Source organism: uncultured Cohaesibacter sp., assembly GCF_963556055.3.
Lineage (GTDB): Bacteria > Pseudomonadota > Alphaproteobacteria > Rhizobiales > Cohaesibacteraceae > Cohaesibacter.
Genome location: NZ_CAUVYE020000013.1, coordinates 532,540 through 547,963, shown reverse-complemented (window position 1 = coordinate 547,963; position 15,424 = coordinate 532,540). Strand labels below are relative to the sequence as shown.

Below are 15,424 nucleotides of genomic sequence, written 5' to 3'. Positions count from 1 at the left end.
CGGCTTTAACACATACTGTGTCTTTGGCTATGTCGCCGAGTTGTGTCTTATTTTGCACCAAATAACGGTACAATAGAACCACTATGCGGTCAATGTGCCTAGCGGCAATTCCACGGACAATTTGCCTGAAATCCCGTGAAAAGCACAAAACTCGGGCGATAGTAACCAGAGCGGTAACGGCATGATATTGTCCTATGGTTTGGCAAAAGAAAAAGCCCTCATCTGAAGGGCTTTTGCTCAATAGGAAACAATTGATGGAAATCAGGAATTCCGTCTTGTCATTCGTTTTTTGACGTGAGAAGCGGTCTTGCGCAATGCCTCGTCGATTTCTTTCTTCTTGTCGGCATAGCGGGAGGAGGGCACGGGAACCGAAATGGCATGAAGATCACCAAACCAGTCGCGGAACGCAAAGCCAATGGCGGAAATGCCTGGTGTATGCTGGTCTTCATCAAAGGCAAGACCATCGGCCTTGATGTTGCGCAAGTCTGCCATCATGGCGTCCATGTCGCCGATCACACCCCAGCGTTCCCATTCTCCTGCAATCAGTTGCTGTGCCTTGTATTCTTCCATCAAGCTGAGGCAGGCGCGGCCATTTGCCGTGCTGGAAAGAGGAAAGGCCTCTCCAACCGCAGAAACCGTGCGCAAACGATGGGTTCCGGGAACCTGATCCAGAAAGATCATGGCATCTCTTCTGAAAACGGACAGGTCAGAGGTCTCGCCGGTTGACTGGGTCAGCTCGGTCAGCAAAAGTCGGCAGTATTCGACAATATTATAACGCGTTGCTTCTGCCAATGCGTTGAGTTCCGGCCCCAGACGAAGTCCGCCGCCCTGAGAGTCGGTGATGATGAAATTCTCATGCTGTAGGGCATTGACGATGCGCTGAACGGTCGAACGTGGCAGATCGACCCGTTGGGCAATCTGCCCAAGGCTCATTCCGGACTGACTTGTTTTTAATGCACGAAGAATGTCCGCTGCTCTTGCGATGACTTGAATTCCGCCACGAGAGGTTGATTCTTTTTCTTTTGAAGACATGACGATTCCGCTATGATGTTCATCTTATCTACAAGTAATTAGAAGTCGGGAAAAGATCAACCCATAATACGATACAACCTGTATCATTTTTGGGTATTAGGGGATGACATCGACTAATTTATAACAAATAGAAGGGAAGTTACCCGGTAGGTGGTTGGTTTATTCCACAAAGAGGATATTTTTTTATTAAAAATTTTCGTCTGCTATCAGTTTTACGCCTTTCTTTTACCTGATTTTCCGAAAACGGGCACTGATACTCGGCTCTGCCACGCGATGGAGCAGGGGCCTGCTGGCTCTGGGAAAAGCCAACAGGCAATGATGTGGTCAGAAGCTCGGGTCCTATTGCTCCAGTTTTTTCGATGACCTCAAGAAGCTCGATAGGTTTGGATATGGTGAAATCGGGTTTTTCAATATCGTCTTTTGGCGTTTTGTCATACCGGTCAACCCAGTCGATCCAGACGCTTGTCAGCCCCAGCGCGTTGGCTCCCCGAATATCCCGGGCCAGGTTGTTGCCCAACATGATGATGCCTTCGGCATCTTCCGGTCTTAGTCCAAGTTCGAGCATCGCTTCCTGAAACATGCGTGGATGCGGCTTGGAGACACCACAATTCTCGGAAATCGCCATGGCGTCGAAATGATCCCAGAAGCCATTGGCTCTCAGGACATTGCGGAAACTCTGTTCCAGCCCATCGGCCACAAGCGCAACCAGATAGCCGCGTTCCTTGAGTTCATTGATCAGTTGGCGACTGGTGTCGATGGGCCGAGCCGAGAGCACCAGATCGCTTCTGTCTTCACTGAATAGCTGTGACCCTTCGTCGATCAGAGTGTCGCCGCTATCGACAAATATCGCTTTTACGCCCTTTTTCGTCCGGCGCAGCATTTCGGTCTGTTCGCGCAGATAGCGCGGGATGTAGCTGTTGAGCTCACGCCAGCTCATGAAGGGAAGATGGGGACAGATCGAAGCTTTTCTCAAAGCTGTAGGTTGGCTTAAAGCGAAGATTTCTGAGGTGATCAAAGGCCAGATAGTGGTCATAAGGGCAAAGAAAAGCCAGTTGCTGGGCAAAGAAAGGCTGCACGAGAATGTCTCCAACCCCTTCCAGATCGGAGCAGGCCTTGTCGAGGGCTTCCCGTCTTTCGATGACTTGCGCCGATGTGGGGCTGTGGGCATGTTTGCCGGGCTCGCAAAAGAGGCGAACTTGCCGGTCTTGCCAGATTGACTGGCTCATGTCGAGCATCTTGCCGTGTGCACTGGCCGTGACATGAATGGCGGCGTTGTTTTCGTCAAGATAGATCCAGACATGCTCCAGTTCATAAAGATGCTGAATGTCGCCATCCCACCAGATTTCATATTCAAGAATGCTGTCGGTTCCCGTAGGGGCCTGGGTTGCAGGATTGATGTGGCCGAAGCTCGGAGATGGCTGACCGGGTCTGAGGTGTGTAATGCCAACGGCAACCGGTTTGAAGGGCTCGTTTTTGTCGCAAAGCAAAATGGGCGCGAGCTGTCGAGCCAAAAGGGCCGTTTGGGCGTCCAGCTTTTCAGGCAGCTGATCCAATCCCAGGCCGGTTGAATTGTCTGAGTTGGGTGTCTTGTTTGGGCCTTGGCTTTTCATTTTGGATCCTGCTTCTTTGTTGGTGTTAACATGTTGGAACAAAGCCTGTGCTTTCTCGCTCGATCAGCTGTGGTTCCAGGATGATTTCTTGTGGCTTGGCGGCGCTGTTGGTCAAATGGTTCAATCATCAGATTAACAGCCTTTTGCCCCATGTCATCAATCCGTTGTGAGATGGTTGTCATGGCGGGCAAGGTCATTTCCGAAATTGCAAGGCCGTCATAGCCTATGACGGAAATGTCCGTTGGTACGTCAAGGCCAGCTTCGCGAATGGCTGATATGGCCCCAATTCCGATGAGATCTGTCGAGGCAAAGACTGCGGTGACCTGCGGGTCTGTCTCCAGCACCGAGGCCATGGCTCCGTGCCCGAAATCGAACCGCTGACCCGGGAAGCCTTCCTTGATCAGAATACGATTCGAAATGCCCAATCGGCGCGCTTCTTCCAAGGCACCTTTCAGCCTGAGAGTAACGGGATTGGTGCTGGTATGTCTGCGGTCATATCCTCTGATCAGAATTGCGATGTCCCTGTGTCCCAGATCGAACAGCTTGCGGATGGCCATTTGGCCACCGCTAAAGCTGCCGGAAATGACTGAGCTGGTGGCGCGGCTCTTGGTCGGTGTCGTTTCGACATAGACAACGGAAATGCCGGCGCGTTGCAGCAAGGCTGCATGGCGCGCGGTGTTGGACAGCGTGCCGGATGCCGGACGTATGATCACGCCGCCGACCTGCATTTCCATCAGAACCCGGATATATTCCCTCTCCCGCTTCACCTGGGAGAGGGTGGAACACACCATTGCCAGATAGCCCTTTTCTGCAAGAGCGGCTTCAATCGCGGTATGCAAGGTCGATCCGAAGGGGGAACTCTGGTTGGCAATGAGGACACCAACAACGTTGGAGCTTTTGCGTCTCAGGCTGGCTGCGACTGCGTTGGGGCTATAGCCGAGGGCTTCTGCGGCTTTTAGCACAGCCTCTTTCTTGGCTTGCGAAATATTCTCGTGGCCATTCAGGACCCTCGAAACGGTCGAGATCGATACACCAGCATGCTGGGCTACATCTTTAATTCCTGCCATGGCTTTCTTGGACTACCATTCTTCAATGAGCATGGGATTGAATATCAGATTCGGCCGCTGCTGGTGATAGTTGAGGAAAAAAACATGATACAGCATGTTGGTATCCCGTTGCATCAATTTCCGGGCGTTCGATTTTACATTTATCCGTGGCGAACATGCATCGAGGATGGAACGGGCAGCCCTTTGGCAAATTGGCAGGATCGGGAACCGAGCCGGAAATGTGGTGAGGCTTTGTTTCCCGCATGCTGCGCGGGATCGGTTCTGGCAAGGCAGCCATCAATGCACGGGTGTATGGATGCTTTGGATGATTGAACAAGTCGTCGGCAGGTGCAATCTCGACAATCTGACCGGCATACATGACCGCGACCCGGTCGCTGATATGCTTTACCACACTCAGATCATGGGAGATGAACAGATAGACAAGCCCCAACTCACGCTGAAGATCCTTGAGCAAATTGAGAACCTGCGCCTGAACGGAAACGTCAAGGGCCGAGACCGGTTCGTCGGCGATGACGATGCGCGGCTGCGGCGCAAGAGCGCGGGCAATGCCGATGCGCTGGCGCTGACCACCCGAGAAGGCATGGGGGTATCTGTCAAGAAATGCCTTGTCGAGGCCCACCATCTGCATGACATCCTCGACCCGCTTCGTGATGTCTTTGCCTGTCAGCGATTGACCTCCCATGCGCAGAACTTCGGCGATGATGTCGAAGACCGTGAGGCGAGGATTGAAAGAACCGTCCGGATCCTGAAATACCATGCGGATGTCATGCCAGTGCTTTTTCAGCTGCTTTCGTGGCAGTTGCGCAAGATCGACATAGCCATCTTCCGTCTGGACTTCCACCGCTCCCGATGTCGGTTTGTGAAGGCCCAGAACTGTTTGGCCAAGGGTTGACTTGCCGCAGCCGGATTCCCCCACAAGTCCCAGCGTCTCGCCGGGCCACAGGTCGAAAGAGACTCCATTCAGCGAATGGATATGGCGTGTTTTGGAAAAAAAGCCGCTGCTTTGAGTGAAACTCTTGCTGAGGTGTCGCAGTTTGAGGATCGGGTCTGCGTTATAGTCGGGTCCACCCTTGCGGGAGCTGTCCTGCTCGTTCTTCCGTGGTGCGAGTTTGCTGGTGATGGCTGCGTCTGTCTGCGGGCTCGCATCGCATCGAGCAAGTGCATGGCAATAGGCTTCATGGTCTGGCGCTATGCCATATTCCAGAGGGGGCAGTTGGTTGCAGGTGCCGTCGATGAAAAGCTCGCATCGATTGGAAAATGCGCAGCCCTTTGGCCGGTCCTTTAGATGGGGCACCGAGCCGGGGATGGTTTTCAGGGATTCCCCTGCCTTTTTGCTCAGTGTTGGCAGGGAGGCTATGAGGCCCTTGGTGTAGGGATGAACGGGGTCGGTCAAAATGCGCTCGACGGGGCCACGTTCCACAACATTGCCCATATACATCACGGCCACTTCATCGGCGATTTCGGCAACAACGCCGAGATCGTGGGTGATGAAGAGCATCGACATCTTGTCCTGCTCCTGCATCTTGCGCAGAAGATCGAGAATGACGGCCTGAGTGGTCACGTCGAGAGCTGTGGTCGGCTCGTCCGCAATAAGCAATCTTGGTCGGCAGATGAGCGCCATGGCAATCATGGCGCGTTGGCGTTGGCCTCCCGACAATTCGAAACTGTAGGAGTCGATCCGCCTTTCGGGGGCAGGCATGCCAACCTGCCTGAGGACTTCGAGTGCTTCGCGCCGAGCTTCCTTCTCGCTCATGTTGCGGTGCCAGCGCAGGGCTTCGACAATCTGGTTGCCAATGGAATAGAGAGGTGAAATTGCTGTCATCGGCTCCTGATAGATCATGGCGATCTCGTCACCGCGCAGCTTGCGGATCGCTTCACCGCGATCCCTGATACTTGCGAGATCGGTCATGGCTCCGCTTTTGGTGCGGAACAGCATTTCGCCTTCGTCGATCGAGGCATTCTCGGCCAAAACGCGCAGGATTGCCTTTGCGGTGACGGATTTGCCGCAGCCGGATTCGCCGACCAGGCATAAGGTCTTGCCTTCTGGAATTGCGAGACTGACCTTGTTGAGGGCTGTCAGTTTGGTGTCGTCTGTCTTGAAGCTGACCGTGAGGTTGCGCATGGAGAGCAGATTGTCGCTCACGCCCATTCCGTTGTCTTCTGGTCTCTTTGGCATCGTGCCGGTGGTGTTCGAGAGATTTGTCATTCTGGTTATTCTCACTCTCTCATCAATGTTCGTGCGGGTCGGCGGCATCGCGCAGGCCATCGCCGAGGAAGTTGAGGGCGAGGACGGCTATTACAACGATGAGGCCGGGGAAAAAGAGCCATGGAGCGGTTGCCATGGAGCGGATATTCTGAATTTCCTGCAACAGCACACCCCAACTGACGACAGGTGCTCTGAGGCCAATGCCGAGATAGCTCAGGGCTGTTTCCGCCAGGATCATGCCGGGAATGGCAAGGGTCACAACGGCGATAATGTGCGAGGTGAAGTTGGGCAGCATGTGACGGAAGAGAATGCGCGAGGTGCTGCAACCGTCGAGCGTTGCCGCGCGAATGAAATCCTCTTCCTTCAAGGCCAGAAACCGCCCGCGTACTACACGGGCAAGGCCTGTCCAGCCCAAGACGGACAGAACGATTGAGATCAGGAAATAGGTCTCGAGAGGTGGCGTTTCGGCCGGAATTGCAGCCGCAAGTCCAATCCAGAGGGGGATGGACGGCAAGGACTGGAGAAACTCGATAAAGCGCTGAATGATCTGGTCGGTGAAGCCGCCCATATAGCCGGACAGCCCGCCGATGGCGATGCCCAGGACAAGGCTTAGGGCGACACCTGCCAGTCCGATGGTCATGGAAATGCGGGAGGCATAGATCGTTCGCGACAGGACATCGCGGCCGAGGCGGTCTGCTCCAACAAGGAACATTTTTTCGCGCGGCTTGATCGGTCCGAACAGATGGCGATCACCGGGGATCAGGCCAAGCCATTTATATTTGTCACCTTTCACCCAGAAACCGAGCGCGATGACTTTGCGCGGATCGGGGATAAAGGATCGACTGCCGGTGTCATAATCGAATTTCACCTTGTAACCCAGAACATGCGGTTTGAAGCTGCCGTTCTCAGTGAAGAAATGAATGCGCTGGGGTGGGTAATAGGCATGTTTTGTCGAATAGGCAGTGGCACCTTGTGGGGCAAGGATTTCGACAAACAGGGTGCACAGATAGATGAAGAGCGTAACCCACAGGCCGATGAGACCGAGTTTGTGCCGTTTGAAACGCTTCCAGATCAGGGCGGACTGGCTGCGGCGTTCGATTTGTGTCGGCTGCATGGCCGCTGTCGCTGTCGTGTCAGTCATCAGCCTGCCTTTCCGAGTCGAGTGAATTGGCGGCGGATACGCGGATCGAGCCAGGCCAGCAAAATGTCTGAAAAGAGTGTGCCGATCATGCCGAGGATACCGAGAAACATGATGAGAGTCGCTGCAAGGAAGCTGTCTTCTGCCCGCAGCGCCTGATAGAGCAGGGGACCTGTCGTTTGCAGGCCAAGAACGATGGCGACGATGGTCTCGCCTGAGATGATGTTGACGAAGATATCATTGAGGCCGCTGACGAAGGGGTTCATGGCATGGCGTACCGGATATTTCATGAGTGCTCTCGCCTCCGGCACACCCTTGGCTCGCGCGGTCAGGACATAAGGCTTACGCAGCTCATCCAGCAGATTGGCACGAATGGTGCGGATGATGGAGGCGGTGCCTGCGGTGCCAAGCACGAGGATCGGGATCCAGATATGTTTAAGCAAGTCGACGCATTTTCCCAATGTCCAAGGTGCGTCGAGATATTGTGGTGACAGCAATCCGCCAGCCGCTTCGCCGCTTATCAGGTAGGTGATATACATCAGCGCCAGCGCCAGCAGGAAATTCGGCAGGGCAAGGCCGACAAAGCCAAGGGTCGTGAACAGATAGTCAGTGAGAGAATATTTGCGCACAGCCGAATAGATGCCTATGGGTATGGCGACAATCCAGGTAAAGAAGAGAGTGGATAGCGAGAGAATGGCTGTAAGGCTCAATCGCTCCCAGATTACCTCGGAAACGGGTCTTTCCTGCTCGAACGACCAGCCATAATCGCCATGAAGCACGGCGTCGGAGATCCAGTTGACATATTGAACCGGCCAGGGCCTGTCGAGGCCATATTGCTCGCGCATCTGCTCCTTGCGCACATCATCCATATAGTCGCCCTGAGCGGCAAGAACCGCAGCATAACGGTCGACATAGTCTCCCGGCGGCAGGGTGATGATGGCAAAAGCAACGATGGATATGGCAATCATGGTGGGGATGACCCACAACATGCGGTTCAGGATAAATCGCCCCATAGTCTGGTGGTCCTTTGATCCTGTCGATGATTGACGACAGGTTGTTGTTTAGAAAATGCGGGAAGGCACAAGTCCTCCCCGCAGTCATTCGTTACAGGTGTTTCACCATCATTTCTTGATGTAGAAAGCGGAATAGTTTGCAGGAGCAGGCCCCGGATAGAGCCAGCCTTCGATCAGGGTGTCAGGCACGTTGCCCAGGCGATCAGAAACGACGCGATAGTTGCCTTCTGGAAGAACAGTGCCGATATTGAGGAACTCGTCAGCCATTGTCTGCATGAATTCGCCCATTAGCTTGGTCCGGTCATCACCCGCCTTGGTCGGAATGATCGCGGTCAGTTCATAAAGGCGTTTGACAGCTTCGGGCGGTTCCTTGGCGTCTGCTTCAACAACTTCGGACTGAGGGTTGATTTTGGTAACCCAGTTCATCCAGTTGTCCCAGTTGGACTGGTAACGCAGCAGGCGTGTAAGGCTGATGGCCGGGAACAGGCCGCACCCGTTTTCACCAACCCAGACAAGCATCTGACGATCACGTTCACGACGGCGAACTTCGTAGGCATCGCCAGCGATGGCCGCGTGAAGTTCAATGCCCAGGTCTGCCCAGTTCTGGGTCAGAATTTCGAGAAGGTCAGACCATTCAGGACGGAATTCGCCAGCATCGAGACGAATGCTGACGCGGCTGCCATCTTCAAACAGGCGGAAGCCGTCGGCATCCTTGTTTGGATAGATCTTGTCAAGGATCTCGTTGGCCTTGTCCGGGTCATATTCGGTATATTGGCGGGCAAGCTGCTCGTTGTAATATGGGGAGTTGGGGCGAGGCGCGGCCTGATAAGGTTCACCTTGTCCGAGATAAACCGTATCGATCATGCCCTGACGGTCAATGCCAATGGACAGGGCAATGCGGACATCTTTGTTGGAGAAGAAGTCTGCAATTTTCTGATCCGGATGGTTGAAAGGCAGTTCGATGAACATGTTGTTGTAGTTGCAACTTTTTGCATCAACAAAATGATATTTGCCTTTTTCCTTGTTTTCGAAGAACACGCCCTTGTTAGTCGAGGTGGAGATTGATCGTTCGGAGATATCGAATTCACCGGCCATGGTCTTGAGCAGCAGAACTTCCGGCTCTTTCATTTCGGTGAAGTCGCGATTGTCGATATATGGTAACTGGTTGCAGTCCGCATCAACCTTGAAATAGTAAGGGTTGCGGGAGAGGACAAAATGCTGTTTACCGATGAAAGGAGCATCGGTTTTCCAGGCCAGAATAGTCGGGCGTTTCGGGTCGTTCTGTTCGGCCAGTTTGCCGTAGGAACCGACGCGGTTGGTCCACCAGTTCATGTAATTGTCTTCACCGGCTTCGGCCATCATCTTCTTGACGCCTTCCGGGTTCAGATCGATGTCGAACTGGGCAACATAATGAGCAGGGAACTGAACGACGCGCTGGCCGTATGGGCTGGCCATGTCAAGCAGGAAGTTGCCGTTCGGTTTGGACCATGAGAAGCGTATGGTGTAGTCATCAAGGGCTTCAACCTTGGCCGCTTCACCATCAACGAAGAAGATCTTGCGTGGCTTTTTCAGGACCTTCGAATTGGTCTCAACATGTTCCCACCAGAAGAGGATATCCTTGGCGGTGAACGGTTCGCCGTCAGACCATTTCATGCCTTCGCGCAGATGGAAGGTGTAGGTGGTGGCGTCTTCGGAAATTTCCCAGCTTTTGGCAACGTTTGGCACGACTTCGGAGCCATCGACGGACCAGCGGACAAGCGGGTCGTAGCCATAGGCGCGATAGTCGGCAAGGCGGCCACCGGAATAAACGTCGCGCAGCGTGCCACCATACGTGCCGATTTCCTTGGCTTTAATGACAAGAGGTTCACTTGGCAGGCGATCTGCAACAGCGGGCAGAGCACCTGAAGCAACGGCGTCTTTGAGGATTGGGGATTCGTTATAGGCAGTGCACTGGCCTGATGCAAAGGCACCACTGGCAATCATGCTGCCAGCCAGCGCGACGGAAAGAAGGAGTGATTTGCGAGTCATCTGACGCGTCCTTTTGATAGTCCCGAGGAGAGGATCTGGGCTTGAAAAGCTTTTCAGGATATGTGCAAATTTTCGCGAAACTTTTATGACACTTCGTGGTTATAAACTTGCGGGAATTGCCGATTTTGGGAATTGAAACTTCATTTTTTCAATGGAGTGCGCTAATTTTCATTGCAGGTATGGCGATCTGTCGCGGGTGTATGAAAATTCTTTCTCTTGTTTTCATATCGCGCTTTTCTTGAAAAGCATTACAGCTTTTATTGCAATTTATTGACATTGAGGATGTGCGGTGGTGTCGCCAATGACGAGTTGGTTCTCGATCAGGATATTTCTGGCCGGAGCATCTGGCCTTGATATGAGATTGAGCATTTGCTGCGCACAGAGGAGGCCGAGATCTTCAACCGGAAGGCTTATGACCGTGATCCGCGGCAGAATCATGCGGCTAAAATCACTGCCGCCGAAACACATGATCGAAATCTGCTTTGGAACGTTGATCTGGCGTTTGTGGAGCTGTTGAATGGCCGTGGCTGCAATCTGCTCGCTGGCGCAGATCAGGGCGGTGCTCGGGGTGTTCAGAAGTTGGTCGATGGCCAGACCAATGCTCTCTTTGAATGGTTTGTCTGTCCGCAGCCAGAGGTGCTGAATGTGCATCTCTGTCATCGGCTGAAGGATGGATTGCTGCCTTTCCGCGTTCGTTGGCGCATGGCCGAGAAAGGTGATCTGTTTGTGGCCGAGTGCCATGAGATGGGTGATGCCGACTTGCCAACCCTGCGCCTGATTGACTGCGACGGAGCTTACGCCCGGATTCGTTGAAGATGTGCTTTGCAGGAGAGTTGCGATGCCAGCTTGTTGCAGGCGTATCGCAGCCTTCAGGGCCCGCTCGTCACGTCCTTGCGGACAGAGGATTGCACCTGCAACACGGCGCCCGATCATTTCGTCAAGAAAGAACTGTTCTCTGTCGGGATCCTCATCCGCGTTGCACATGAATGTCTTGAAGCCAGCCTCGAACAGGATTGATTCCGCTATCTGGGCCATGCGACTGTCCACGAGCTTGGGGCTTCCAAATTGCAGATAGCCGATGATATCTGATGTTTTTCGGCGCAAATTGGCGGCCAAGGCATTCGGGTAATAGTTTTGATCCTGAATAACCTTCAGAACCCTGTCGCGGGTTTTGCTGTTGACATGGGGATGGCTGTTTACCACGCGAGAAACTGTCGCGGTCGAAACACCTGCAAGTTCAGCGATTTTGCGAATGTCCGCCATGGAATTTTTTACTTCAGGTTTGCCCTCACGGGCCTTGTTTGTTGACTGCTTTGACTGATGTCCGTTTGCCCGTGAAGACTGTTCTTGTCAATGCGACCTTCAATGCGACCTGTCTGATCGGTTGGTCTTGTCTTCAGTCCGCACGGGATTGTCCGACATGCTTAGCATGATTTGATGAATTGCTTGCTACACATGTCTCTCTATGATCGATTGTTCTTGTTTGATTTCATTATATTGGTTCCAAGTCTGAAGCTTTGTGACAGTATGTGTAAAGGGGTGATGGCCAATGGCTGGGCCTGGGCATTGCAAGGGAAGCGAGATGGATATTGTTCATTTGCCGCAAGAGATACGGCGTTGTCCACACTGTCACGAGGCGGGTCTCAAGGCGCAGAGGGCGACGCGGGGTGGCAGTTGGGGCGGGCAGGCTGTCCGTTTTCTGTTTTGCTGTGATTTTTGCGGCTATCAGATATTGATCGAGTCGGAACGCAGTCGCTGGGTTCAGGCATTTTCCGGGGCCGCGCTGGTCCTGTCAGGCGGGGTGTTGGCTTTTTTGCTTGATGGTCCCGGCAATCTTGTTGCGCTGTTGTTGCTTGTCCTGCCCGGCGCTGTTGCTCTATGGGACGGGTCGCCGCTCGCGCATCGGTCGATGGCTGTTGTCGGGCAGTTTGAGGGGGTGCCTGCGGCCGTCGAGATTGAAGCTGAGCTTTTCCTTTCTGAGGAAGAGAGGCGCAAGGCATATCGACGAAACAGGTATGCTTCCTATGTCATCTATGGCGTGCTGTTGCTCACGGCTGTTGTCTTGCTTCTGGACTTTTTTGCCGATCGTTAGCGATTGGCGTCAGACCTTCCAAATATGAAAAGCCTGTCGGTCTCGGTGAACCGGCAGGCTTTTCCTTGTGCGTCATGATTGGCGTTGCGCGATCAGCTTTTTTCTCTCAGGCCGTAATTCTGGATCTTGCCAAGAACGATATCGATTTCCTTGTCAGGCAGGCATGGTGGCTGATCGGTGATCTGAAGAAGGTTCAGATACATTTTGGCAAGGGCTTCGACTTCGATTGCGAGCCACATTGCTTTTGCGAGGCTGTCGCCGGTTGCAATCATGCCGTGATGGCGCAGGAGAATGGCTGCCCGGTCTTTGAGACCCCCAGCAACCAGATCCGACAAGGCTTGTGTTCCATAGGTGGCATAGTCGACACATGGGATGTCATGCCCGCCTGCGACCGCTACCATGTAATGAATGGCGGGAATCGGACGGTTGAGGATGGCGACTGTTGCCGCATTGATCGCATGATTGTGCACCACCGCGTTGGCATCCGGTCTCACTTTGTAAGAGACGAGATGGAAGCGCCATTCGCTGGACGGTACCTGGTCCTGTCCATATTCGCCGTCATTGCTGACGAAAACGATGTCTTCAGGCTTCATTTGATCGTAGGCAACGCCCGATGGCGTGATCAGCATGCCGTTTTCGCACCGAACGCTGATGTTTCCCGAAGTGCCTTGGTTTAGACCCGATGCATTCATTTCAATGCAGGCGTCGATGATGCTTTGCCGAATTTCTAAAGTGTCGCGCATGATGGTTCCTCATTACAAAGGCTTGGACTTGCCCGTTCATGCCCGTTTTATCACTGGTGACGGTTGGGCGCAAGGTTTTGCTTGTCTGGTTGGGACTTCTGGAAAATGTGAGAATTGATGCGAATTTTCCGCCAAATCTGGTAATTATTTGCCACTATTACCTTTCTCCAATTGAATGATCCTGCTTTTGCTGGCAGTGTGATGGATGAAGAAAGCCATGTCCACTATCTGTTTTGGTCCGATTTTGACCGTTTAGAGAAGCCTATGTTGCCAAGCCGCCTGCAAGCCATTGTGAATCGAGTCGATCATCTGGGGTCTGTCAGTGTCGCTGATTTGTCAGAGCAGTTTGGCGTGGCGGTGGAGACCATCCGGCGAGATTTGCGCAGTCTGGAGGAGGCGGGATATCTCAGGCGCATTCATGGTGGAGCCTGTTCCCTGCTCGACAATGATGAGGTTCTGGCCTTCGGTTCGCGCCAGTCTGAGAATACCGATGCAAAAATGAAGATGGCCGAACATGCCGTCGGGCTTGTTCGGGAAGGGGACAAGCTGATGCTCGACCCCAGTTCCAGCTGTTGGTATCTGGCCCGTGCCTTGCCCGATATGCCATTGACCGTGATGACCAACTCGGTGCGTATTCTATTTGATCTGGTACAGAAGCCGAATATCAAGGTCATCGGTATCGGAGGGAGATATTTCGAGAAATATGGTGCCTTTCTGGGATCTATAACGGTCAGTCATATTCTCGATTTTCATGCCGATATCTGTTTCCTCTCCTGCGCGGGATATCTGCCCGAAAGTGGTGCCTGGGATAGCAATGATCTCAATGCGGGTGTCAAGAAAGCGATGCTGCGCTCTACACGCACGCATGCGCTTCTGTGTGACAAGAGCAAGGTTGGGCGCGGTGGATTCATTCTGATCAACGAGAGCAGCCTCATTCACTGCCGCGTGGATGAAGATGGGGTGTATGGGGGGCTGCATCGCGATGCCTGATCAGGTCGGGTGATTTTGGAAAATACACTTGTTTCAAGAGGTTTATCGAAAAAAGAGAGGGGGAGAAATGAGGGAGGAACTGGAGGAAGATGCCGTCCTCGTGCTGGATTGCGGAAGTACAAATGTCAGGGCGATCGCTGTCAGCAAAAGCGGAAAGGTGATTGCGCGCGCCACTGAAAAGAATGCCACCTTTTCCGAGCCTGGACATGAAGACTGGCATTACTGGTCTTTCGAAGGCTTGTGCGAAAAGCTTTTCCGTTGCGCAAGGCAGGTGACCGATACGATATCGGCAAAGCGAATCCGTGCGGTAACCGTGACGACTTTCGGCGGCGATGGTACTTTTCTGAGTGCTTCGGGAGACTTGATCTATCCGGTGATCAGCTGGAAATGCACGCGCACCATAGAATCCCAAACGCATATGGAGCGGTATATTGATCCCCACCGGGTGACGGAGATTAGCGGTGTCGGTCATTTCTCCTTCAATACCCTGAATAAATTTATCTGGTTCCGGGAGCATCATCCCGAAATTCTGCATAATGCCCGGCATTTTCTGTTTGTCAGTTCCCTTTTTACTCATCGCCTGACCGGGCGCTTGAGTAATGATGCCACTCTTGTCGGTACATCGCAGATGACGGATCTGAAAACTCAGGATTTCAGCGAAGAGATTCTCGATGCGGTCGGAATCGACGCTTCGCTGTTTCCCGAAACAATTTTCCCCGGTGAGGTCGTTGGTCCTCTTCTCAAGGAAAGCGCCGATGCGATGGGGCTTCTTTCCGGGACGCCGGTGATTTCTGCCGGTCATGATACGCAGTTCGCCATTTTTGGTGCCGGGGCTACGCCAGAGCAGCCGGTTCTGTCATCGGGGACCTGGGAAATTCTGATGGCGCGGTGTCCAAGTATCGACATACCGTCAAAAGAGTTTTTCGAAGAGCCCTTCACGTGTGAGTGGGATGTTTGCAAAGGCTATTTCAATCCTGGCTATCAATATGTTGCTTCTGCGGTGATCGAATGGTTCGCGAGGCTTCTTTATCCCGGACTTTCGGGGGCTGAGCTTTATGAGAGCATGATCAGGGAAGCGATGGCGGCTCCCGAGGATTGTAACGGAGTGATCATTGATCCTGACATGCTGGTCGGGCGGGGGGTTATCTCCGGGCTTTCGCTTGATGTTGATCGGGGGATCCTGCTGCGGGCTACGCTCAATGGTATGGTGACAAGGTTGAAGAAGGGTCTGGCAATTCTGGAACAGGTGGGCAATTTCAAGGCCTCACAACTGACCATGGTCGGTGGCGGAACGCGCAATCAGTTCTGGACCCAGCTCAAGGCCAATGCCCTTGGAATTCCCATCAATGTCTTGGATGAACCTGAAACGACTGTGCTTGGAGCGTCGATGTTTGCGCTCACGGGTGCTGGTCTTTATGCCTCGGCGGATGAGGCACGGGATGCCTTCAGTCCTCCATGTCACGTGATTATGCCACAGGACAAGAACTGACTACTGAAAATGGCCT

13 protein-coding genes are annotated in these 15,424 nt (G+C 53.3%); 3 read left to right on the top strand and 10 right to left on the bottom strand.

What is annotated here, in order from left to right:
- Positions 1–261 precede the first annotated feature (261 nt).
- From ACHZB8_RS11200 to ACHZB8_RS11160, 9 genes are all read right to left on the bottom strand, one after another.
- Positions 262–1,032: an IclR family transcriptional regulator gene (locus ACHZB8_RS11200; RefSeq protein WP_316860363.1), complete on the bottom strand. Its 771-nt coding sequence runs from the start codon at positions 1,030–1,032 to the stop codon at positions 262–264.
- 139 nt (positions 1,033–1,171) lie between these two features.
- Positions 1,172–1,969, bottom strand: a complete 798-nt coding sequence (locus tag ACHZB8_RS11195) for an HAD family hydrolase (RefSeq protein WP_316860362.1) — start codon at positions 1,967–1,969, stop codon at positions 1,172–1,174.
- Positions 1,956–2,642 (bottom strand): hypothetical protein, encoded by a 687-nt coding sequence (locus ACHZB8_RS11190; protein WP_316860360.1) that lies wholly within the window; start codon positions 2,640–2,642, stop codon positions 1,956–1,958. The genes ACHZB8_RS11195 and ACHZB8_RS11190 overlap by 14 nt, the downstream gene beginning before the upstream one ends.
- Positions 2,639–3,709 (bottom strand): LacI family DNA-binding transcriptional regulator, encoded by a 1,071-nt coding sequence (locus ACHZB8_RS11185; RefSeq protein WP_316860359.1) that lies wholly within the window; start codon positions 3,707–3,709, stop codon positions 2,639–2,641. The genes ACHZB8_RS11190 and ACHZB8_RS11185 overlap by 4 nt, the downstream gene beginning before the upstream one ends.
- A 22-nt stretch (positions 3,710–3,731) precedes the next feature.
- The gene (locus ACHZB8_RS11180; RefSeq protein ID WP_316860358.1) at positions 3,732–5,915 is read right to left on the bottom strand and encodes an ABC transporter ATP-binding protein; all 2,184 of its coding nucleotides are present in this window, start codon (positions 5,913–5,915) and stop codon (positions 3,732–3,734) included.
- Positions 5,916–5,937: 22 nt separating this feature from the next.
- Complete coding sequence (locus tag ACHZB8_RS11175; protein ID WP_316860356.1) at positions 5,938–7,056, bottom strand: ABC transporter permease; 1,119 nt, start codon at positions 7,054–7,056, stop codon at positions 5,938–5,940.
- On the bottom strand, positions 7,056–8,066 hold the full coding sequence (locus ACHZB8_RS11170; RefSeq protein ID WP_316860354.1) for an ABC transporter permease: 1,011 nt from the start codon (positions 8,064–8,066) through the stop codon (positions 7,056–7,058). The genes ACHZB8_RS11175 and ACHZB8_RS11170 overlap by 1 nt, the downstream gene beginning before the upstream one ends.
- Positions 8,067–8,174: 108 nt before the next feature.
- Positions 8,175–10,094, bottom strand: coding sequence for an ABC transporter substrate-binding protein (locus ACHZB8_RS11165; RefSeq protein ID WP_316860352.1), 1,920 nt, complete (start codon positions 10,092–10,094; stop codon positions 8,175–8,177).
- 267 nt (positions 10,095–10,361) lie between these two features.
- Entirely contained in the window at positions 10,362–11,357 is a 996-nt protein-coding gene (locus ACHZB8_RS11160; protein WP_316860350.1) for a LacI family DNA-binding transcriptional regulator, read from the bottom strand.
- A gap of 319 nt (positions 11,358–11,676) precedes the next feature.
- On the opposite strand from ACHZB8_RS11160, the gene ACHZB8_RS11155 reads away from it, so the two are divergent.
- Positions 11,677–12,186: a hypothetical protein gene (locus tag ACHZB8_RS11155; RefSeq protein ID WP_316860349.1), complete on the top strand. Its 510-nt coding sequence runs from the start codon at positions 11,677–11,679 to the stop codon at positions 12,184–12,186.
- A gap of 92 nt (positions 12,187–12,278) precedes the next feature.
- Here the strand turns inward: ACHZB8_RS11155 and ACHZB8_RS11150 are convergent, their stop codons facing one another.
- Complete coding sequence (locus tag ACHZB8_RS11150; protein WP_316860348.1) at positions 12,279–12,929, bottom strand: L-fuculose-phosphate aldolase; 651 nt, start codon at positions 12,927–12,929, stop codon at positions 12,279–12,281.
- A 264-nt stretch (positions 12,930–13,193) separates the two neighbouring features.
- Here ACHZB8_RS11150 and ACHZB8_RS11145 point away from each other — a divergent pair, with 264 nt between their 5' ends.
- Both ACHZB8_RS11145 and fucK read left to right on the top strand, forming a co-directional pair.
- Positions 13,194–13,919, top strand: a complete 726-nt coding sequence (locus ACHZB8_RS11145) for a DeoR/GlpR family DNA-binding transcription regulator (protein WP_316860347.1) — start codon at positions 13,194–13,196, stop codon at positions 13,917–13,919.
- A 67-nt stretch (positions 13,920–13,986) separates the two neighbouring features.
- The gene (gene fucK / locus ACHZB8_RS11140; protein ID WP_316860346.1) at positions 13,987–15,408 is read left to right on the top strand and encodes an L-fuculokinase; all 1,422 of its coding nucleotides are present in this window, start codon (positions 13,987–13,989) and stop codon (positions 15,406–15,408) included.
- The last annotated feature ends 16 nt before the right edge of the window (positions 15,409–15,424 follow it).